This is a genomic window from Thermostichus vulcanus str. 'Rupite', from assembly GCF_022848905.1.
Lineage (GTDB): Bacteria > Cyanobacteriota > Cyanobacteriia > Thermostichales > Thermostichaceae > Thermostichus > Thermostichus vulcanus_A.
The window spans coordinates 1-20,205 of the sequence record NZ_JAFIRA010000025.1 but is presented as its reverse complement, the minus strand read 5'-3'; the positions used below and the strand labels follow the sequence as shown (position 1 = coordinate 20,205).

16 protein-coding genes and 1 pseudogene are annotated in these 20,205 nt (G+C 55.9%); 14 read left to right on the top strand and 3 right to left on the bottom strand.

The window, feature by feature from the left end; all coding sequences use genetic code 11:
* Window positions 1–16 precede the first annotated feature (16 nt).
* A complete protein-coding gene (gene cphA, locus JX360_RS10310) occupies window positions 17–2,749 on the bottom strand; it encodes a cyanophycin synthetase (protein ID WP_244350578.1) in 2,733 nt (910 codons plus the stop codon).
* A 258-nt stretch (window positions 2,750–3,007) separates the two neighbouring features.
* On the opposite strand from cphA, the gene JX360_RS10305 reads away from it, so the two are divergent.
* From JX360_RS10305 to cbiE, 4 genes are all read left to right on the top strand, one after another.
* Window positions 3,008–5,260, top strand: coding sequence for a ComEC/Rec2 family competence protein (locus tag JX360_RS10305; RefSeq protein ID WP_244350577.1), 2,253 nt, complete (start codon window positions 3,008–3,010; stop codon window positions 5,258–5,260).
* A 148-nt stretch (window positions 5,261–5,408) separates the two neighbouring features.
* The gene (locus JX360_RS10300) at window positions 5,409–6,032 is read left to right on the top strand and encodes a precorrin-8X methylmutase (RefSeq protein WP_244350576.1); all 624 of its coding nucleotides are present in this window, start codon (window positions 5,409–5,411) and stop codon (window positions 6,030–6,032) included.
* A 39-nt stretch (window positions 6,033–6,071) separates the two neighbouring features.
* Window positions 6,072–6,536, top strand: coding sequence for a hypothetical protein (locus JX360_RS10295; protein ID WP_244350575.1), 465 nt, complete (start codon window positions 6,072–6,074; stop codon window positions 6,534–6,536).
* Window positions 6,537–7,805, top strand: coding sequence for a precorrin-6y C5,15-methyltransferase (decarboxylating) subunit CbiE (cbiE, locus tag JX360_RS10290; protein ID WP_244350574.1), 1,269 nt, complete (start codon window positions 6,537–6,539; stop codon window positions 7,803–7,805).
* Between the two features lie 36 nt (window positions 7,806–7,841).
* Here cbiE and JX360_RS10285 read toward each other — a convergent pair whose 3' ends face one another.
* The gene (locus tag JX360_RS10285) at window positions 7,842–8,438 is read right to left on the bottom strand and encodes a LabA-like NYN domain-containing protein (protein ID WP_235279420.1); all 597 of its coding nucleotides are present in this window, start codon (window positions 8,436–8,438) and stop codon (window positions 7,842–7,844) included.
* Window positions 8,439–8,625: 187 nt separating this feature from the next.
* Here JX360_RS10285 and sfsA point away from each other — a divergent pair, with 187 nt between their 5' ends.
* The 8 genes from sfsA (at window position 8,626) to JX360_RS10245 (ending at window position 16,952) form a co-directional block, all read left to right on the top strand.
* Complete coding sequence (gene sfsA / locus JX360_RS10280) at window positions 8,626–9,357, top strand: DNA/RNA nuclease SfsA (protein WP_244350608.1); 732 nt, start codon at window positions 8,626–8,628, stop codon at window positions 9,355–9,357.
* A gap of 89 nt (window positions 9,358–9,446) precedes the next feature.
* Window positions 9,447–10,706 (top strand): GTP cyclohydrolase II, encoded by a 1,260-nt coding sequence (locus JX360_RS10275; RefSeq protein WP_244350573.1) that lies wholly within the window; start codon window positions 9,447–9,449, stop codon window positions 10,704–10,706.
* A gap of 9 nt (window positions 10,707–10,715) precedes the next feature.
* The gene (xth, locus tag JX360_RS10270) at window positions 10,716–11,495 is read left to right on the top strand and encodes an exodeoxyribonuclease III (protein ID WP_244350572.1); all 780 of its coding nucleotides are present in this window, start codon (window positions 10,716–10,718) and stop codon (window positions 11,493–11,495) included.
* Between the two features lie 256 nt (window positions 11,496–11,751).
* Window positions 11,752–14,385 carry a bifunctional aconitate hydratase 2/2-methylisocitrate dehydratase gene (acnB, locus tag JX360_RS10265; protein WP_244350571.1) on the top strand — a complete coding sequence of 878 codons (2,634 nt, stop codon included), beginning with the start codon at window positions 11,752–11,754 and terminating at the stop codon, window positions 14,383–14,385.
* 188 nt (window positions 14,386–14,573) lie between these two features.
* The gene (locus JX360_RS10260) at window positions 14,574–15,266 is read left to right on the top strand and encodes a hypothetical protein (protein WP_244350570.1); all 693 of its coding nucleotides are present in this window, start codon (window positions 14,574–14,576) and stop codon (window positions 15,264–15,266) included.
* A gap of 92 nt (window positions 15,267–15,358) precedes the next feature.
* On the top strand, window positions 15,359–15,814 hold the full coding sequence (locus JX360_RS10255) for an FKBP-type peptidyl-prolyl cis-trans isomerase (RefSeq protein ID WP_244350569.1): 456 nt from the start codon (window positions 15,359–15,361) through the stop codon (window positions 15,812–15,814).
* A gap of 65 nt (window positions 15,815–15,879) precedes the next feature.
* Complete coding sequence (locus JX360_RS10250; RefSeq protein WP_244350568.1) at window positions 15,880–16,479, top strand: 5-formyltetrahydrofolate cyclo-ligase; 600 nt, start codon at window positions 15,880–15,882, stop codon at window positions 16,477–16,479.
* Between the two features lie 38 nt (window positions 16,480–16,517).
* Complete coding sequence (locus tag JX360_RS10245) at window positions 16,518–16,952, top strand: FxLYD domain-containing protein (RefSeq protein ID WP_244350567.1); 435 nt, start codon at window positions 16,518–16,520, stop codon at window positions 16,950–16,952.
* A gap of 18 nt (window positions 16,953–16,970) precedes the next feature.
* On the opposite strand, the gene JX360_RS10240 is transcribed toward JX360_RS10245, so the two are convergent.
* A complete protein-coding gene (locus tag JX360_RS10240; protein WP_244350566.1) occupies window positions 16,971–18,245 on the bottom strand; it encodes an amidohydrolase family protein in 1,275 nt (424 codons plus the stop codon).
* A gap of 154 nt (window positions 18,246–18,399) precedes the next feature.
* Here JX360_RS10240 and JX360_RS10235 point away from each other — a divergent pair.
* Window positions 18,400–19,238: pseudogene (locus tag JX360_RS10235) on the top strand (IS630 family transposase).
* Between the two features lie 169 nt (window positions 19,239–19,407).
* Window positions 19,408–20,205 (top strand): RNA-guided endonuclease InsQ/TnpB family protein (locus tag JX360_RS10230; protein WP_244350565.1); only part of this gene is annotated, 798 nt, incomplete at its 3' end.

Genomic DNA, 20,205 nt, shown 5'->3' with positions numbered 1-20,205 from the left:
AGCATCAGCGGCCTTCTTACTCTGGGGATCCCGTGGGAGCGATGCCATCGACCTCTGAGGGTTTGCTGCTGTGGAGATGAGGCACAAAGTCTGGCCCCATGCTGTAGGAGGAGCCGCGGTAACTGGGTTTGGGGTTGAGCTTGTCCTGAAAGCGACCAATGATCTGGATAGTGCGCTGCACATCCGCTGGAAAAATCACCACCAGATCTCCCGGCTCCGCCTTATCTAGAGCCGTTTCAATGGCAGTTGCCTCATCCAAGAGCTCCTGCAAACTGCCCCCTGCTTTTTCCTGCTCCCAACCCTCTCGGATCAGGGCCGCCACTTCCCCCGGCTCCCGTCCACGACGGTCATCGTCTTCTTTAACGATCGCTCGGTCAAACATCCGTGCCGCCAAGACCCCCAGCTCCCGCAGGTCGCTATTGCGCCGATCCCCAGGCCCACCGATAACGCCTATTTTTTGCTGACAATCCCAGCGCTCCAGGGTGGTTTGAATGGCCTCGTATCCTGCCGCATTGTGGGCATAATCCACCAAGACCTGATAGCCACCGACATCGAACAGGTTCAAGCGGCCGGGGGTTTGGGCCACAGAACTGGTGAAGGTGCCCAGCGCCATGCGAATGTCGTCGATGGAAACCCCATGCAGGAAGGCTGCCAGGGTGGCCGCCAGAGCATTTTGAATCATAAAGCTGGCTTTGCCGGAGAGGGTGAGGGGAATGTTGGTGACATCCTCAATGCGCAACTTCCAGCCCCGCTTCAAAATTGAGATGTAGCCCTCTTCGTAAACGGCTGCCGTACCGCCGCTGGAAATGTGCTTTTGAATGAGGGGGTTTTCCGGGTTCATGCTGAAGTAGGCCACCGTCGCCTTCACGTTTTCGGCCATGCTCGCCACCAAGCCATCATCAGCGTTGAGGACGGCATAGCCCTGCTTGTGCACCGCCTCCACCAAGACCGATTTGACGCGGGCCATTTCCTCCAGGGTGTCGATATCGCCAATACCCAAGTGATCGGAAGTAACATTCAGCACTACCCCAATATCACATTCGGGGAAGCCCAGCCCCTCCCGCAAAATGCCCCCCCGTGCCGTTTCCAACACCGCCACCTCCACCGTGGGATCCCGGAGCACCAGACGAGCACTGTAGGGCCCTGTCATGTCCCCTTTGGCAATTTGATGGTTTTGGATGTAAACCCCATCGGTGGTGGTAAAGCCAACCCGCTTGCCAATGCCCTTGAGGATGTGGGCGATCAAACGGGTGGTGGTGGTTTTGCCGTTGGTGCCGGTGACCGCCAGGATCGGGATGCGGGTATGGCTGCCGGGGGGGAAAAGCATATCGATGATCGGCTCCGCCACGTTGCGCGGGATCCCTTCACTGGGGGCTAGGTGCATGCGCAAGCCTGGAGAGGCATTCACTTCCACAATGCCGCCGCCGGTTTCGTTCACGGGCTGGGTAATATCCGGGCAGATCAGGTCAATCCCGGCCACATCCAGGCCGACAATTTGGGCGGCTCGCTCGGCAATAAAGAGATTGTAGGGGTGGATAATATCGGTGCAATCGACGGCAATGCCACCGGTACTGAGGTTGGCGGTGGATTTGAGGGTGCAGTGTTCCCCTCGGGGCAGCACCGTATCTAAAGTGTAGCCCTTGCCCTCCAGCACTCGAAGGGTCATGTCATCGACGCTGATTAAGGTCAAGACATTTTCATGGCCGAAGCCCCGGCGGGGATCTTTATTCACTTCATCGATCAGTTCTCGAATGGTGGAGCGGCCATCTCCGACGACGTAGGCCGGGATCCGTTTGGCGACCGCCACCAGTTTGTTGTTGATCACCAACAGACGGTAATCATCCCCCACCAGGTGCTTTTCCACCAACACCACATCGGAGTATTGGCTGGCAGCATCGTAGGCGGTTTCGGCAGCTTCGAGACTGGTGATATTGACGGTGATCCCTTTGCCATGGTTGGCATTCAGGGGCTTGATCACCACCGGATAGCCCCCCACATCTTCGATGGTGGCTTCCAGTTCGCTGCGACGACGCACCGTATACCCCTTCGGCACCGGGATCCCCATGTCCTGCAGGAGTTCTTTGGTGGCTCGCTTGTCTGCCGCTAAGTCAGCGGCAATGATGCTGGTTCTTTCGGTGGTGGTGGCTTCTATGCGCTTTTGATACACCCCGTAGCCCAGTTGCACCAGGGATCCCTGATTCAGGCGCAGATGGGGGATCCCCCGCAGCGTCGCTTCATCCAGCAAAGATTGGGTACTGGGGCCAAAGCGGACAGCCTCCCGAATTTCCCGCAGCTCTTGAATATCCAGTTCCAGATCACGGCGATAGTCCTCGCCATCCACCAACGCCTGACAGAGATACACCGCTGCCTTGGCGGCAAACCGCCCAGCTTCCGCCTCTTGATACTCAAACACGACGTTGTAGATGCCGGGAACCGAGGTTTCGCGGGTGCGGCCAAAATCCACTTTCATCCCGGCCATCGTCTGCAGTTCCAGAGCTACATGCTCGATCACATGCCCCATCCAGGTACCCTCTTCCACCCGTTGCAAAAAGCCACCATAGCAGCCGCGGGAGCAGTGATGTTCCCATAAACCCGGCAACAACGCTTCCAACCCCTCTTTGAACCCCGGGATCTTGTTGGTGGGCCGCTCCTGTAGATCTTCTAGATCAAGCCGCATTTGAATCAGTTTGTGACGACGGATGCTCCAGTAGTTGGGGCCACTGAGAACGCGGATGGATTGAATGCGCATAAAGTCGGGGAGAACAGATTGGAAAAGACAAAGGACGCACTGAGGGTGGGATCCCCTTCAGGACGCACTCTGCCCTAATCTACACTCCCTTTGAGCCAGCCGAGAAAGAGTATTTTTCAATACGCTTTGCCAGGATGCCGGGTAGGAATCAAGCAGGAATCTTGAGAAGGACTTAGCAAACTTGGGTCAGGTTAAGGCTAGCGAAAGGATCCCGTTTGACCACGACGGTACAGTGGGGGGCAAACAGGCTTTGGGGACATGGACAGCACCTATTTGCTGGGATTGGGTTGGATTTTGGGTCTACTGATGCGGGCCTGGCCACAGGGGGCTGGCTGGGGTTGGGGAGTGCCGTTGGGGTTGGGTTTGCTGGGATCCCTGCTGTGCCGGCGGCGACCGCGCCTGCTGCGCACCTGGCTAGTCATGGGGTTGGTGGGCTGGGCTGCTTGGGGTTACTTGGGCTGGCGACAACCTTTCCCTAGCCCAACGGATATTAGTCTGCTGGCACCCCAACAAGGGATCAGTATTATTGGTGAGATCACCTCCGAGCCCCGGCTGACTCGCAGCGAACGGCTGCAATTTTGGCTACAGGCTGAGCAGGTTTTGCACGCGGATCAAACGGCTCGTCTGGTTTCTGGCAAGCTCTATGTTACTACCGACCCGGCTATCACTCAAAAGCAAGATTTACACCCCAGCCAACGGGTACGGCTGACGGGATCCCTTTATTTACCCAGTCCCGCTTTGAATCCCGGTGCCTTCGATTTTCAAGCTTATTTACAGCGACAGGGAGCCTTTGCCGGGCTGAGTGCTCAGGAAGTGGTGCCGCAGGCAGGAGGGCGGAGCTGGGGGGGGTGGACGTTGCGCCGCCGCATTCGCCAGGCGTTTATCCGGGGCTTGGGGGAACGAGAAGGCAATTTACTGGCCTCGCTGGTGTTGGGATCCCGTGCTGCTCAGCTGGACTTTGACCTGCAGGATGCCTTCCGAGAAATCGGTATGGCCCATGCTTTGGCAGCCTCTGGGTTTCATGTGTCGCTATTGGTGGGGGTCGTCTTTGTGCTGACTCGCCCATTGGCGGTGCGAGCTCAACAGGTGATCATCCTGGCAGTACTGGCTTTGTACCTCACCCTGACCGGATTTAGCCCCTCCGTCTTGCGGGCCGCGCTGATGGGTGTGGCAGCAATGGCGGTGCTGACGGAGCCTCGTCTACAGGGCAAGGTGAAACTGAATCCCTTGGGCACGTTGCTGTTGGCGGCGGTGGTGCTGTTGGTTTATCAACCCAATTGGATTACGGATCTCGGCTTTCAACTGAGCTTTACCGCCACGTTGGGGTTGTTGGTGGGCACCGCTCCAATTGTCTTGCGGCTCAGTTTTCTCCCCCCTACCATTGCGGCTGCTCTGGCCATTCCGCTGGCGGCTTTAATGTGGACCTTGCCGCTGCAAATTGTAACCTTCGGGCGCATTCCCACCTATTCCCTATTGGCCAACCCACTCCTGACAGCTCTGTTGCTACCCTTGCTGGTGGCTGGGTTTGCGGTGGCCTTTGTGGCCTTGCTATCACCAGGGCTGGGATCCCTGTTGGTGCAACCGCTGACGCTGCTGCTGACCCCCCTGATCAATTGGGTGGGGTGGATCGCCAGTTGGCCCTTCAGCTCCTATTACACAGGGGCCATTTCTCTCCTGCAGTGTCTGTTGCTATACGGCGCTCTGGTGGCGGTTACCTTTTGGCCCCGTTGGCAACGGGCTTTGCGTTGGCAGGGCACGGCTTTGGTCATGATCGGGATCCTAATCGGGCCGGGGTTGTGGCCGGGGCCACCCGTACAAATCACCGCTTTGGCTAGCGGGCGGACTCCCATTTTGGCCATTCATGCAGAAGGCCGCCATCTGCTTATGAATAGCGGGGATCCCCGCTTGGCTGAACGGACGGTGCTGCCCTATTTGCGTCAGCGGGGGATTCACCACTTGGACGGGGCGGTTTCCATGACCTCCGCCGGATCCGCCAATGGGGGTTGGGCAACTTTGTTGCCTGCCCTTGCCATCCGCCAGTTTTGGGATGGGGGAGGGGTCAATGCCGCTTCTGAAAGTTACCTGCGTTCTTTAAGTGCGGTGCAATCGGCGGGGATCCCCTATCAGGTGTTGCGACCGGGGGATCGGATCCCGGTTGGGGAGCGGCTATCGCTCCAGGCGGTGCATACCAACCCCCTGGTGCTGACTTTGGAGACGGAGGGATCCCGTTGGTTGCTCTTGGGTTCAGCAGGGACAAATGTACAGGCGGAGGTCACCGGATCCCCTTTGTTGCCCCCGCAAATTGATTGGTTGTGGTGGGATGGAGGAGCCGTGGTGTTGGATCTGTTGGAGCGCTTTCAGGTGCAGGCGGGCATCACCTCTGGCCCTAGCAATGAGACCGTTGCTGCCTGGTTCCGGCAAAGACAGCGGCCTCTCTACGTGGCGGATCGCTCCGGGGCGGTCAGTTGGTCGCGGCGGGGAGTGCAGACTCTTAGATCAAGCTTGGACTGAAGCGAGTCTCAGGAAGCTTGAGCTGGGAGAGCCTGCTGCTGCTTTTCTGGTGTGAGTTAGCCATCTATTCATGATGCAAAACATGTCAGCATGACAGTGCCACCGGATCTCCTCTCACAACAACTGTGAATATCTTGTGAATGTCTTAATGAATGAAGCCTGGGTTGACCCAATTACAGCAGCCAGCTTTCGCCAAATTGACCATGAAATTGGCCCGCACCCGTGGCAAGGGATCCAGTACGAAGTGGTACGACGAGCCATTCATGCAACTGCCGACTTTGAATTGCGGGATCGCTTTGTTTTCAGCCCAAACGCCGTTGAACAAGCGCTGGTCGCCCTGCGGGAGAAACGGCCTGTTATTGTTGATGTCAGCATGGTGGCTGCTGGGATCCACCCTCGACTGGTGGCCGCTGGGATCCCGTTGCATTGTGCCCTGGACTGGGTAGAAGAACCCCGCTTACCTGGGCAAACCCGCACTGCCAACGGAATGCTGAACTTAGCGCAACTCTACCCAGAAGCCCTATTTGTGATCGGCAATGCTCCCACCGCCCTGCTGGCCTTGGTGGATGAGATTCGGGCTGAGCGAGTCCAGCCCTGTGTGGTGATCGGGGTGCCAGTGGGGTTTGTGGCGGTGGAAGAGGCAAAGCAGGCCTTGGCCCAAACGAATGTTCCCCAAATTCGGGTGGACGGGCGTAAAGGGGGATCCCCAGTGGCTGCGGCGATTGTCAATGCCCTGCTGATAGCAGCCCAACGGGATCCCATCCCAAACTAACTAGAATTGGGGGTAAGTCTTCAGGGACAGGCGCACCTCATGACCCCGGAACAAGAGGAATGGCTGATCCGCAATCTTCAGCAGCAACAGGAGCAACTGCAGGAGATGCGGGCCGAGAATCGGCAACGGCAAGAGGAATTCCATCTGCAACTCCAGCAGACCCCAGCACAGGTTGAGAACCCAACGCGGGAGCTGGGGGAAGGATTGGCAGCCCAAATCGCGGATATGTGGAGTGAACATCGGCACTCTGCCGAACGGTTTGAGGCCCAAATGGCCGAGATGCGAGCCAAACGCCAGGCTTCCGAAGCTCAATTCCAAATGCAGGCCGGGTTTGCAGAACTGCGAGAAGCCCAAGCCCTGATGATGCAGCAGTTTCGGGAACGGGATGGCCGTCTGATCGAGGCTCAACTGGGGTTTATGCGGGAAATGCAGCGGGAAATGGCCGAGCTGCGTCTGGATTTTCTCAATCCTATACGCCATTACCATCCACCCATTGAGCGTTGAATGGTTACAGTGAATCCATCTGGCCAGCACCCAAAGCTAGCGGTGGTGGGGGTAGCCTTGGATGGTTCCGTTGCCTCTTGGGGGATCCCACCTCTATCCGAGGCGCAAACCTTGATCGGGGTGCCCAGTCTCCTGACCCACTTTGCCGATCATCCGGCTCGCAAGGTGCCTTTGACCGGAGCTGTGGAGAGCTGGATCCCGCTCCTGAAACAGGAACTGGCCCAAGGATCTCTGGTGCTGTTAGCCAGCGGGGATCCCCTCTTTTTTGGCATTGGGCGACTGTTGACTGAGCATTTTCCCCCCGAGCAATTGGCCTTTTACCCTCAGGTCAGCTCGGTACAGTTGGCCCTGAATCGATTGCAGATCCCTTGGCAGGAGGCAACGATTCTCAGTGTGCACGGGCGAGGGTTGGAGCAGCTGGAATCCATCCTCAAACAGGGATCCTCCCCGGTTGTGGTGCTGACGGATCCACAGCATTCTCCCTACCTACTGGCGCAATTGATCCGGGATTTACGCTTGCCCACCCACTATCAAGCCTGGGTCTGTAGTCAACTGGGATCCCCTCAGGAACAGATAGTTCCCCTGGAGGAGGGCCAAGCTCAAACCTTCCCCAGTCCCAATCTGATGGTGCTGCGGCGGGTGGAACGGGAGCCAGATCCCAGTCACTGGCCGCTGGTGGGGATCCCGGACGATCAGTTTCATACCTTTCCGGATCAACCGGGCCTAATCACCAAACAAGCGATTCGTCTGCTCACCTTGGGATCCCTGCAACTGCCCCAAACAGGAGTGGTGTGGGACATTGGCGCAGGCACAGGTTCAGTGGCTATCGAAATGGCGCGATTATCGGCAGGGCTGCAGGTGTACGCGATTGAGCGCAACGCCATGGGGGTTCGCTTGATCGAGCGCAATATTGAGCGCTTTGGTCTTGAAAATGTCCAGGTGATTGCCGGTGCGGCCCCGGAGGTGTTGGAGTCCTTGCCGGATCCGGATCGCGTTTTGCTAGGGGGGGGAGGAAAAGCGATGGGATCCCTACTGCCCCTGTTGCAAGCCCGGCTACGGCCCCAAGGGGTTTTGGTGGCCAACTTCGCCACGCTGGAAACCTGTAGCGAGACTCTGCAATGGCTACGCTCTCAGGGCTGGCAAGTCAGGGTAGAGCACATTCAGATCTCCCGTTCAATCCCCCTGGCGGAGGGTACCCGTTTTGCTCCCTTGAACCCGGTTTACTTGCTGCAAGGGATCCCTTCATCACAAAACATGAGGAAGCCCTAGAGATCTCCCCCCTTTCTTGCTACGACTCAAAGGATTTCATCCTTCGTCCTCTTCGTCGGTGGTGAACCCCGGTCGGTACAGGTAAGAAGGGCGATTGGTCTTCTTAATTTGATCTTTTAGGGATTCCAAATCGATGTAGCGATCCGCCAGGTTGATCAATTGATCACTGGTCATAGAGCGTAGGCTAACCACCTCGACCCGTACTCCCTGGTAGCTCACCGCGTTGACCGCATAAGCCAAATCGCCATCGCCGCTCACCAGCACGGCGGTCTCATACCAACGCACCAAAGACAGCATATCGACGGCAATTTCTACATCCAGATTGGCCTTTTTGGAGCCATCGGGCAATTGAGTTAGGTCTTTGGTGACAACGCGGTAGCCATTCCGGCGCATCCAGAGCAAAAACCCCTGTTGCTTCTCATTATTGCGATCGACACCGGTGTAAAAGAATGAACGCAAGAGGGGGGAACGGCCACTCAACGTCTTGAGCAGGCGCGTGTAGTCGATCTCAATGCCAAGTTGCAGGGCCGCATAGAACAGGTTAGATCCATCGATGAATATGGCTACACGTCCACGGTTGTCCTGCAAGGGATCCGCAGACTGAAAGCCGGGATCAGGCTCAAGACGCAGCATTCGGGGTTTCTTCTCCAGGGTTTCACAAAGGGGCAGAAAAAAGAGCTATTAAATGAGGATTAAGCGCAAATACAGTGGGCCTCAGACCCTGAGACACGTTTCTCACCCTAGCGCAGGACGAGGAATCCGAGAGAAGATCTCCAGAAATCCTATAGAAAAAATACCTACTGGAGGATGGCCTTTGCCAATGCAGTCTGGGGCTCCCCAAGCCCCCTACCGCTTCCCGACAGCGCTACACTCGGGGGTGTTACTGAGCCGCTACAAACGATTTTTTGCCGATATAGAGCTGGCGAACGGCGAACGGGTCACCGCCCATTGTCCAAATACGGGGCCGATGAGTGGGGTGTGTCAGGTAGGGGCGCCGGTGTACCTTTCCCATCACAGCGATCCAAAGCGGAAGCTGGCCTACACCTGGGAAATGATCCAGGTTGATGGGGTGTGGGTCGGGATCAACACGGGTTTACCCAACCGGCTGGTGGCATGGGGGTTGGAGCAGGGGTGGTTCCCACAATTGACGGGCTTTTCTCGGTGGCAACGGGAGGTAACCTATGGCAAGAGCAAAATCGACTTTCTGCTGACAGGAGAATCTGGCTTGGCCTATCTGGAGATTAAAAATACCACCTGGGCCACGGGATCCCGGGCTCTATTCCCAGATACGGTGACCACCCGCGGTCAAAAACATCTGCAGGAGCTGATGGAGGTGCGCCGACAGGGACACCGTGCCCTTTTGATTTACCTGATCAACCGTAGTGATTGCAGCGAATTTGCCCCTGGTGCCGAACGGGATCCCCGCTACGCCCAGTTGTTTTGGCAGGCGGTAGAGGCCGGGGTGGAGATGTTGCCCTACCGCTTCGAGATCGCACCGGAAGGGATCCGTCCCCTCGGGTTGGCCAAACTGGTGAATCCAGCAGTGGATTAGGCTGCCGAAAGACAATGGGGCTGTCTTGAAATGGCTGCAGAAAAGGGCTGGGGATCGCCTAAAATGCTGTTTTCCCCAACGTTTGGGCTATGGCCGAACCTTCCTCCCGTCCCCGTCACATTGTCCTTACCTCCCATCCCTCCCCTCATGGCGCACAAACCCAGCCGATCCGCTGGGGATCCCTCGATCCGCTACAGCGTGGCCCCGTGGTGGGTACCCTGACCAATCCTGCCCATCGCAACGTCATTGGAACCCATGCGGGGGCCTATGCGCTTTACCGAGCCTTGGCGGTGGCCAGTGGATCTTTGCAACCGGATCACCGGGCGGATCTGACCAATACTGCCCCTGTGGTGTCGATTGGCCCCTATGCCAGTTGGGGAGATGCGGATCGGATTGTGTCTTTGGATCCCTGGGGAGCGATTGTTGGGGAAGTCTTTGCCCCCTTTTATGCCCAGGGTTACGATATTCGGCCTACCATTGCCATCACCCGTGCCCACATCAACATGCCGGAGCTGCAGGAGGCGGTGAGCAAAGGGCGGTTACAGGTGGATGGCCGAATCTTGAAGGACAATGGCGACCTGGTGGTGACCAAAGCGGCGATTGAACCGGTCTGGTATTTGCCGGGGATTGCCAAACGGCTTCAGGTGAGCGAAAGTCTGCTGCGACGGACTCTTTTTGAGCAAACGGGAGGGATGTTTCCAGAATTGGTGACCCGCTCAGATTTATCGGTGTTTTTGCCGCCCATTGGTGGTCAGACGGTGTATATCGTCGGGCAAGTGGCCGCTATCACCGATCCGGCTCTGCCCCTGGCGGTGCGGGTACACGATGAATGCAATGGATCGGATGTGTTTGGTTCCGATATTTGTACCTGCCGTCCCTATCTGGTTCATGGCATCGAGGAATGCATTAGAACGGCACAGGCGGGTGGAGCTGGGGTGATTGTGTACCTGCGCAAGGAGGGCCGTGCGCTGGGAGAAGTGACCAAGTTTCTGGTCTATAACGCCCGCAAACGCCAGGAGGGAGGGGATCGGGCCGATGCCTATTTTGCCCGTACCGAATGCGTGGCGGGAGTGCAGGATATGCGCTTTCAGGAGTTGATGCCGGATGTGCTCCACTGGCTGGGCATCACCCGGATCGATCGCCTGATTTCCATGAGCGACCTAAAGTATCGGGCCATCACCAGCTCTGGCATTGAGGTGATCCAGAGGGTGCCTATCCCAGAAGACTTGATCCCAGCAGATGCTCGCGTGGAGATCGAAGCCAAGAAAGCGGCTGGCTACTATACCGAAGGTGAGGTGCCGGATGCAGAACGACTGGCCCAAACCCAAGGACGAGCATGGGTGGAGTGAGCGGGATCCATGCAAATTGCCACCTGGAATGTCAACTCCATTCGTACCCGTCTGTCCCAGGTTTTGGCCTGGTTGGACAGGCAGGGATCCCTGGATGTGCTCTGCTTACAGGAAACCAAGGTGGTGGATGAAGAATTTCCGCGAGAGGCTTTCCAGGAACGGGGTTATTGGGTAGAGGTTTACGGCCAAAAGTCCTACAACGGCGTGGCGCTGATCAGCCGGGATCCCTTGGAAAAGGTGGAACGGGGGTTTGCGCCGCTGCTGGGTTCAGTAGAAGATTGGGATGAGCAAAAGCGGGTGATCAGCGCTGTCTATCAAGGGATCCGCATTCTTAACTTGTATGTGCCGAATGGCTCTGAGGTGGGATCAGAAAAATATGCCTACAAATTGCGTTGGTTAGCCCTACTCAAACAGTATCTAACGGTGGCACTACAGCAAAAAGAGCCAATCCTCATGTGCGGTGATTTCAACATTGCCCTCGAAGATCGAGATATTTATGATCCCAAAAAAGCGGGAGAAATCATGGCTTCAGAACCGGAGCGACAGGCGCTACGAGAGATTTTGGCTTTGGGGTTTCAAGATGCCTTTCGCAAGTTTACGGCGGAACCCGGTCATTTTAGCTGGTGGGATTATCGCTCCGGTGGGTTCCAACGTAACCGCGGTTGGCGCATCGATCACCAGTATCTTTCTCCCGATCTGTACGAAAAGGCCACGGCCTGTTGGATCGATATTGAGCCGCGGCGAGCTGAAAAACCCAGTGATCATACCCCTGTCATCGTGACTTTGTAGCTGCTGAACAGGAAGTTTTATGCACAGGCTTTGTTAATGGCTCGCAAGAGAAGTCTGCGTTGGTGGCGTAGGCGCAGCGTTGGGTAGCAATAACTGGCTCAGCGGTCAGTGGCAGAAGTCTGTGGGGAAGTCTGTCACGCAGTTATCCAACACAAGACTGACAAGCTAGGTTCACCCCAAACACCTCGGATCCCCGCTCCAGACGTAAAATGGGGATCCTTATCGTATTTCATCCCGATTTGCGGAGGGGATACCTATGCTGGCCGACTATCGCACCCATGCTGCTGCCCGTGAGGCGCAAGGGATCCCGCCATTACCTCTTAATGCAACTCAGACCAGCCAATTGTGCGATTGGCTCAAAGCTCCACCTGCCGGGGAGGAGGCTTTTTTGTTGCATCTGCTTACGGAGCGGATCCCGCCGGGGGTGGATGAAGCAGCCTATGTGAAGGCCAGCTTTTTGGCCTCCTTGGTCAAGGGAGAGGTCACGTCTCCCTTGATCACCCCGCTGCGGGCAGTGGAGATTTTGGGCACAATGCTGGGGGGCTACAACGTCCAGATCTTGGTGGAGCTGTTGGCGGATGAACGAGCAGAGATTGCCGCTGCTGCTGCCAAGGCCCTCAGCCATACGCTGCTGATTTTCGATGCCTTTCACGATGTGTTGGGGCTGAGCCAAGCCGGCAATGTCTATGCTCAGCAGGTGATTGAGTCCTGGGCCCATGGGGAATGGTTTACTGCCAAAGCTCCCTTGGCTGAAGCGATCACCGTGACGATCTTTAAAGTGGCAGGGGAGATCAACACCGACGATCTCTCGCCCGCCTCTCATGCCACCACCCGCCCGGATATCCCCCTGCATGCCTTGGCCATGCTGGAGTCGCGCGCACCGGGATCCCTGGCAACCATTGCCGAACTGAAGCGAAAGGGGTATCCTGTCGCCTTTGTGGGGGACGTAGTGGGGACGGGATCCTCCCGTAAATCCGCCATTAACTCGGTGCTTTGGCATATCGGCCATGACATTCCCCATGTCCCCAATAAGCGGGCTGGAGGGGTGATCCTGGGGGGGACAATCGCACCCATTTTCTTCAACACTGCTGAAGATGCCGGGGCGCTACCCATTCAATGCGATGTGTCCGGGTTGGAAACCGGCATGGTGGTCACCATCCATCCCTACCAGGGTGTGATCACCTCTGAGTCAGGCCAGACCCTCTCCACCTTCCACCTCAAGCCAGAAACCCTCACCGACGAAGTGCGGGCCGGGGGTCGGATCCCGCTGTTGATTGGCCGTGCCCTCACCGACAAAACCCGCCAAGCCTTGGGTTGGGATCCCTCCCCGCTGTTTATCCGGCCCAAGCCACCCCAAGAAACCGGTAAAGGCTATACCCTGGCCCAAAAAATTGTCGGCAAAGCCTGTGGCCTAGCGGGGGTGCGTCCAGGTACGAGCTGTGAACCCTTGATGACGACAGTGGGATCCCAGGACACCACTGGGCCGATGACGCGGGACGAGCTGAAAGAGCTGGCCTGTCTGGGCTTTAACGCCGATTTGGTGCTGCAGAGCTTCTGCCATACGGCAGCCTATCCTAAGCCGGTTGATATCAAAACCCACAAAGAACTGCCGGACTTTTTTGCCTCACGGGGGGGAGTGGTTCTGCGTCCTGGGGATGGCATCATCCACTCCTGGTTGAACCGGATGCTGCTGCCGGATACGGTTGGCACCGGGGGGGACTCTCACACCCGTTTCCCTTTGGGGATTTCCTTTCCAGCCGGATCTGGCCTAGTGGCCTTTGCGGCGGCACTAGGGGTGATGCCCTTGGATATGCCGGAATCCGTTTTGGTACGGTTTAAGGGCCAGTTACAGCCAGGGATCACCCTGCGGGATATTGTCCACGCCATTCCCTATGTAGCCATTCAAAAGGGCCTGTTGACCGTCGAGAAAAAGGGCAAAAAGAACGTTTTTGCCGGACGGATCATGGAAATTGAGGGCTTACCCGATTTGAAAGTGGAACAGGCCTTTGAGTTTACCGATGCTTCGGCGGAGCGCAACTGTGCCGGTTGTACCATCAAGCTCAGCATTGAAACGGTTGCAGAATATCTGCGTTCCAACGTTGTGTTGCTGAAAAACATGATTGCGCGCGGCTATCAGGATGCAAGAACCCTGCTGCGGCGCATCGTCAAAATGGAAGAGTGGCTGGCCAATCCAAGCTTAATGGAGGCGGATCCAGATGCCGAATATGCTGAGGTTATTGAGATTGATTTGAATACCATCACTGAGCCGATTGTTTGTGCCCCCAATGACCCGGATAAGGTGATGACCCTGAGCGAGGTTTATGCACAAAATGCAGCGGGTAACCCCGACACCCCCATCAAGATTGATGAAGTGTTTATCGGCTCTTGTATGACCAATATTGGTCACTATCGAGCTGCTGCCAAGATTTTGGAAGGTCAAGGTCGGGCCAAAGTGCGTCAATTTTGGATCTGCCCCCCAACTCGTATGGATGAATCCCAACTGCGGGCAGAAGGAGTGTATGGCACCTTTGCAGCCGTGGGTGCTCGCACGGAAATGCCTGGCTGTAGCCTGTGTATGGGCAACCAAGCCCGTGTGGAAGATGGTGCCACGGTGATGTCCACCTCCACTCGTAACTTCAACAATCGCATGGGCAAAGATGCACGAGTTTACCTCGGATCTGCGGAACTTGCGGCGGCTTGTGCCCTGCTAGGACGGATCCCAACCCCTACAGAGTATCAAGATATTGTTTCCAACAAACTTCAGCCTTTTGCTGGGGAACTGTACCGCTATCTCAACTTTAATGAGATCCCCAACTTTGAGGATGAGGGTCGGGTGATTCCGTTGGATCAAATGCCCAAAATTGAGGATTTGTTAGGGATCCCGTCTTGAGAGCTAGGGTTCCTAGGCTACTTGGCTCTGACCTCAACACATCCACCTATCCCTTCTACGATAAAGCTGTGGGCATTAGGAGCCTAACTTGCCAAGTCAGGAACTGTACAATTTCAGGGATCCCAGCGGGCCGAAGGAGCCGGGATCCTATACTGGAGTAGAGAAGCCCTGTGGATGGATGCCTGCTGATGCTGACCCCGCCCGGATTGATGTTGCCTTTGATCCCGCTGGAGATTTTGCTCTCCACCAAGGGATTGATGTTTTTGTTGCTCTCGGCCTACGGCGGGGCGATGTGGACTTTTTTAAGTGGAGCACCCCGGGTACACACGATCATCGTGCCGGATCTGGAGCAAGCCAGAGGCTTTTATGAGAAGGTACTGAAGTTACCGGAAGCAGAGCTACCGCTGCAGTACTATTACGGCTACGAGCAGAGCATGGTGAGTTCCAGCCTGGGATCCGTCTATTTCCCAGGGGATATTGGTCTTAGCCCTCGCTTTGATTCCCAAGCTCGCCCAACTGCCGCTCCTCCCCGAGTGGATACTCCCGGCCTTTGGTATCAACTCTCCGACAATGCACAATTGCACGTGATCCCTGGGGTTACGGAGACCTATGCCTCTACACCTGCAACTTCTGCCACGACTGCTTATGGCGCTTACGGAAGCAGCTCCTACGGCACGGGATACCCTGGTTCTTCCTCTACTTCTGCAGGTGGCGGAGTGCGCTATCGGCACACCAGCCATGAGCGAGAATCCTTGAAAGCTCTCTTGAAGCGCATCAACAAGCAAGGGATCCGCAACAGCGTTCGTTCCGAGAAGCCATTTGTGTTTTGGGTGCGGGATGAACAGGGACAGATCATTGAATTTGCTGAGATGAAGGGTTAATGGGCCGGTGGGATCCCTTAGGATCCTAGGAAATACCCATGCAACCGGAAAAATACTCTGGAAAAATCACGTGGGCTTTGGGGTGCTGTTTTATGAAGCGGATACTGGTACTGATGTTGGGCTTGCTCCTGTTGTGGGGATGGGGCAACCCGGTTATGGCTTTTTCACGAGCCAAGGATAATCCCGTTGTGAATGTACAGTCGAGCGATTTCATCACCACCGATTCTGGGTTGCAATACTACGACATCACCCAGGGCAGCGGGCCTTCTCCTGAACCGGGGCAAACAGTGGTGGTGAACTACGTAGGCAAGCTACAGGATGGCACCGTGTTTGATAGCTCCTACCAACGCAATCAGCCCTTCGCCTTCACCTATGGAGTGGGCCAAGTGATCCCCGGTTGGGAGGAAGGTCTGGCCACCATGCAAGTGGGGGGCAAGCGGCAGTTGCGTATTCCGCCCGAGTTGGCCTATGGCAGCCGTGGGGCCGGTGGTGTGATCCCGCCCAATGCCACCTTGGATTTTGAGGTGGAATTGCTGGGCATTCAGTAGCTGATGAGCCGCCATATTTTACTCGTTCATACTTTTTTTCATACTTGTGGTTCAAGCGTAGGCCTGTGCAGGGAGCCCCTTCTCCAGCCGTACAACCCAATCTAGGTGAGCCTATTTCGGAGAAAGCTCGACTCAGGCAACACTTTCGCCAGGTGCGGCAGGGGTTGGATACGGGCATTCTTAGTCAGAAGATCTCTGCTCACTTGGCCCGTAACCCGTACCTTTTAGAGGCGAAAACGATCCTGGCCTATGTGGCCTTTGGTTCGGAGGTGGATTTGGGATCCCTGTTTGCGGCCTTGCCGGAGAAGCGCTGGGGGATCCCCCGTTGTTTGCCGCACCGGCAGATGCAGTGGCACCGTTACAACCCCGAAGCGCTGGTTCGCAATCGCTTTGGCCTACTCGAACCTGCCCCTAGCAGTGAAGTGCTGGATCCCGATGCTGCCGATTTGATTTTGGTGCCGGCCCTTGCCTGTGACCGAGTGGGGGGCCGCTTGGGCTATGGCGGTGGCTATTACGACCGCTTTTTGCAGAACCGGCTCACCCCGAAGTGGGGCATTGTGCCGCAAGCCTGCCTGCTAGAGGATCCCTTGCCTCAGGATGACTGGGATCAGCGCCTAGACGGGATCCAAACCGAGAACAGGTTCTACAGGACGGGGATCCCCTAGACTAGGGAGGGTGGGCATTCAAGGAAAAAGGAAAAACGATGAGCCAATTTTGGAACCGGGCCAAACGGGTGATGCTCGGCTGTTGTATGGGGTTGGCCTTTCTACTGATGGGCTTTGGGGCGACTTCTCTACAATTGAAGGATCTCCACATTACCCCCTGCCCTGATACTGCCGAATACTCGAACATGGTCACCAGCACCGCCAACCCAATGGCAGCCAAGTGTCTGTTTATCGAAGGTACGGTGGTGAATCGCTCCAAAAATACCTTGGTCAATGCGGATGTCTTTGGCCGTCTTTACGATGCCAACGGCAATGATGTGATGCCAGAACGGACGCGGCTGGGGGCGATTGAAGAAGTTCCTCCCGGTGAAACTCCCTTCTCGATTCGGATTTCGGTGCCGGTCACCAACCCGCTGCCCTTGACGATGGAACAATTCAAAGCCAGCGGCTTTACGGGTACAGTGCGTCGGTAAAGATCAAAAGATCAAAGGTCAGAGTTTGCGGGTGAAGTCCACTTCGCTAGGGCGATTGGGCAGGTTGAGCTGACTGACGACGGGCGGGGTTTGAGCGATGAGCTGGCCGCGGCGGAACACGTACAAACAGGCCGGTTTGAGGCGAATCGCTTCCACAGGATCCGCCGCCTGCAACACCACCACATCCGCATAACAACCCGGTTGCAAGCCATACCCCTCCAGCCCGAGAATGCGGGCGGGATTTTCGGTTACCGCCAAGAAGCACTGACGCATCTGCTCATAGCCGGTGAGTTGGGCGGCATGGATCCCCATGTGGGCCACCTCCAGCATGTTGCCACTGCCGAGGGGATACCAGGGATCCATTACACAATCATGGCCAAAGGCCACTGTTAGCCCTGCCGCCATCAATTCCGGCACCCGTGTGAGGCCCCGCCGCTTTGGATAGGTATCGTGGCGACCTTGAATGACCATGTTGATCAACGGGTTGGAGATCACCCCCAGTTCTGCCTCCGCCATCAGTGGGATCAGCTTGCTGACGTAGTAGTTGTCCATCGAGTGCATCGAGGTGAGGTGGGATCCGGCCACTCGCCCCTGCAAGCCCAGCCGCTGGGTTTCGTAGGCCAAGGTTTCCACATGGCGGGACAGCGGATCATCCGTCTCATCACAGTGCAAATCCACCCGCAGGCCCCGTGCGGCAGCGATCTCACACAAGGCCCGCACCGAAGCCGCCCCCTCCGCCATCGTCCGCTCAAAGTGAGGGATGCCACCCACCACATCCACCCCCAAATCGAGGGCCTTCTCCAGTAGATCCACAGCCCCCGGCGAGCGATAATAGCCATCCTGGGGAAAAGCCACCAACTGCAAATCCAGGTAGGGGGCCACTTTGTGTTTGACCTCTAAGAGAGCCCGCACCGCCAATAGGCTGGGATCACAGATATCCACATGGGTGCGAATCGCCAAAATACCCCGTGCCACCGCCCAGTCGCAATAGGCCAAGGCCCGTTCGATCACCGCTTCCGGCGTGAGCAGAGGTTTGAGTTCCCCCCACAGAGCGATCCCTTCCAGCAGCGTGCCCGATTGGTTGACCCGCGGGATCCCGTAGCTGAGGGTGGCATCCATATGAAAATGGGCATCCACAAACGGGGGGGATACCAACCGACCACTGACATCGATTTCCTGCGCTGCGGTGGCTGGTAGGTTCGTTTCCAGGGCAACGATTCGGCCCGCTTCAATGCCAATATCCAAGCCCTTGCGACCATCCGGCAAATTGGCCCGGCGCAAAATCAGATCCATAATCCTCCTGCGGTGCACACGATCGGGATCCCTTCCTAGAACACTATCAAGAGCTCTATCCAGAACATGACCGGGAAACTATAGTCAATTCAGTTGGGAGTGAGACAGCATTGAGGGTAAGATGGCGTGGATAGAACCTGTTGGAGGGAGCCTCATGAGCTACAGCTTAGACTTGAGGGAGAGAGTTGTAAAGTATGTTGAGGAAGGGGGCAGTCCAACGAAAGCTGCCCAGCTCTACGATGTCAGTCGTGCAACTATTTATCGCTGGCTAGGCCGAGAAGACCTCAGCCCAACCGTGGTCAAAAGACGGGAGCGAAAAATGAGCTGGGCTGCCCTAAAAGAACATGTGGAGCAGTACCCAGAAGCTAAGTTAAAGGACAGAGCTGAGAAGTTCGGCGTTCAACCGAGTGCTATTCATTATGCTCTCAGGCAGATGAAAATAACGCGAAAAAAAAAGAATTAAGGTATCGAGAACGAGACCGGCAAGAGAGAATCAAATACTACAGAGTCTTGCGGGAGCTCATACAGAAATATGGCAGTGATAGCTTAGTTTATATTGACGAGACGGGGTTTGATGAGATACGTACATGTGTTTATGCTTGGGCAAAGAGAGGGAAAAAAGTTTATGGAGAGAAGCGAGGGAAGAGAGAGAGCCTAGTGGCGGGTAGGAGGAAAAAGAAGAAGGACTTGATAGCACCTATGCTTTTTCAAGGCAGCTTAAATGCAGAAGGATTTGAAGGGTGGCTGGAGCGATACTTAATACCGAGCTTGGAGAGGCCATCTGTTTTAATTATGGATAATGCACCGATTCATCGTAAGGGTAGGATAAAGGAGTTGGTGGAAGCTGGGGGACATGAAGTCGTCTTTCTGCCCAGGTACTCCCCAGACCTAAATGACATAGAGCATGATTTTAGTGCTCTCAAGAGGGCAAGGATGTATGCTGACATTGGAACCTCTATTGATGAAGTGATTCGGAACTACTGTGCTTGCTAGTGTCTCATTCTTATTTGAATTGACTATATCTCAGCATTGTCAGCCAAAAGCTCCTTCTCAGGACTTATCAAAAACATGGCGCGGGAAGATCCACTCCTCTAGGAGTGGGATGCGCCTTGCGCCTCTTTCCTGATGGCTGTTTTGTGCTTCAGAGGTTAGCCTAAGACCGATGAGAGTGTTGGAATTTAAGGCCAGGGTTGTACCCGCTCAAGCCGCCGCCATCAATGAGGCTATTCGGACTGCACAGTTTGTGCGGAACAAATGTTTGCGTCTGTGGATGGATGAGAAAGGCAAGAATAAGTACGACCTCAACAAATACTGCAAAGTGCTGGCTCGTGAGTTTGAGTGGGCAAAAAAGCTCAACTCTCAAGCAAGACAAGCCAGTGCTGAGCAGGCATGGTCAGCAATTTCCAACTTCTATGCGACAAGTCGCCGCTGGCGCGAACGCAACTGCACAAAAGGTATCCGACCCGTTGGGTATCCCAAGTTTAAGAAACATGCTCGGTCTGTGGAGTACAAAACCTCAGGCTGGAAGTTGCTTGGGTTGAAGCGCATCCAGTTCACGGATGGCTTCCAGATTGGCGTAGTGCGGCTGATTGGTACCTACGATTTGGGGTTCTACCAACCTGAGCAAATCAAACGGGTACGAATCGTCAGGCGTGCTGATGGTTACTATGTCCAATTTGTTGTCTCGGTTGATGAATCGATTGCTTTAGACACCCGTCAGCCTACAGGTCAAGCTGTGGGGTTAGATGTAGGACTAGAGCACTTCTACACCGATAGCAACGGTCATCATGAGCCTATACAGCAGTTCTACAAGAAGAGTCAGGTTAGGCGGAGACGCTTGCAACGACGCTTAAGCAGAAAGGCTAAAGGCTCCAAGAATCGGGTGAAAGCCCGTCAACGTTTAGCTAGACATGAACTGAAGGTCAGCAGGCAGCGTAAAGAGCACGCTAAGCGACTGGCG

What these genes read in the sequence shown, in the direction of transcription:
- cphA (WP_244350578.1), bottom strand. Translation starts at nt 2,749, where the DNA reads ATGCGCATTCAATCCATCCGCGTTCTCAGTGGCCCCAACTACTGGAGC.
- JX360_RS10305 (WP_244350577.1), top strand. Translation starts at nt 3,008, where the DNA reads ATGGACAGCACCTATTTGCTGGGATTGGGTTGGATTTTGGGTCTACTG.
- JX360_RS10300 (WP_244350576.1), top strand. Translation starts at nt 5,409, where the DNA reads ATGAATGAAGCCTGGGTTGACCCAATTACAGCAGCCAGCTTTCGCCAA.
- JX360_RS10295 (WP_244350575.1), top strand. Translation starts at nt 6,072, where the DNA reads ATGACCCCGGAACAAGAGGAATGGCTGATCCGCAATCTTCAGCAGCAA.
- cbiE (WP_244350574.1), top strand. Translation starts at nt 6,537, where the DNA reads ATGGTTACAGTGAATCCATCTGGCCAGCACCCAAAGCTAGCGGTGGTG.
- JX360_RS10285 (WP_235279420.1), bottom strand. Translation starts at nt 8,438, where the DNA reads ATGCTGCGTCTTGAGCCTGATCCCGGCTTTCAGTCTGCGGATCCCTTG.
- sfsA (WP_244350608.1), top strand. Translation starts at nt 8,626, where the DNA reads ATGCAGTCTGGGGCTCCCCAAGCCCCCTACCGCTTCCCGACAGCGCTA.
- JX360_RS10275 (WP_244350573.1), top strand. Translation starts at nt 9,447, where the DNA reads ATGGCCGAACCTTCCTCCCGTCCCCGTCACATTGTCCTTACCTCCCAT.
- xth (WP_244350572.1), top strand. Translation starts at nt 10,716, where the DNA reads ATGCAAATTGCCACCTGGAATGTCAACTCCATTCGTACCCGTCTGTCC.
- acnB (WP_244350571.1), top strand. Translation starts at nt 11,752, where the DNA reads ATGCTGGCCGACTATCGCACCCATGCTGCTGCCCGTGAGGCGCAAGGG.
- JX360_RS10260 (WP_244350570.1), top strand. Translation starts at nt 14,574, where the DNA reads ATGCTGACCCCGCCCGGATTGATGTTGCCTTTGATCCCGCTGGAGATT.
- JX360_RS10255 (WP_244350569.1), top strand. Translation starts at nt 15,359, where the DNA reads ATGAAGCGGATACTGGTACTGATGTTGGGCTTGCTCCTGTTGTGGGGA.
- JX360_RS10245 (WP_244350567.1), top strand. Translation starts at nt 16,518, where the DNA reads ATGAGCCAATTTTGGAACCGGGCCAAACGGGTGATGCTCGGCTGTTGT.
- JX360_RS10240 (WP_244350566.1), bottom strand. Translation starts at nt 18,245, where the DNA reads ATGGATCTGATTTTGCGCCGGGCCAATTTGCCGGATGGTCGCAAGGGC.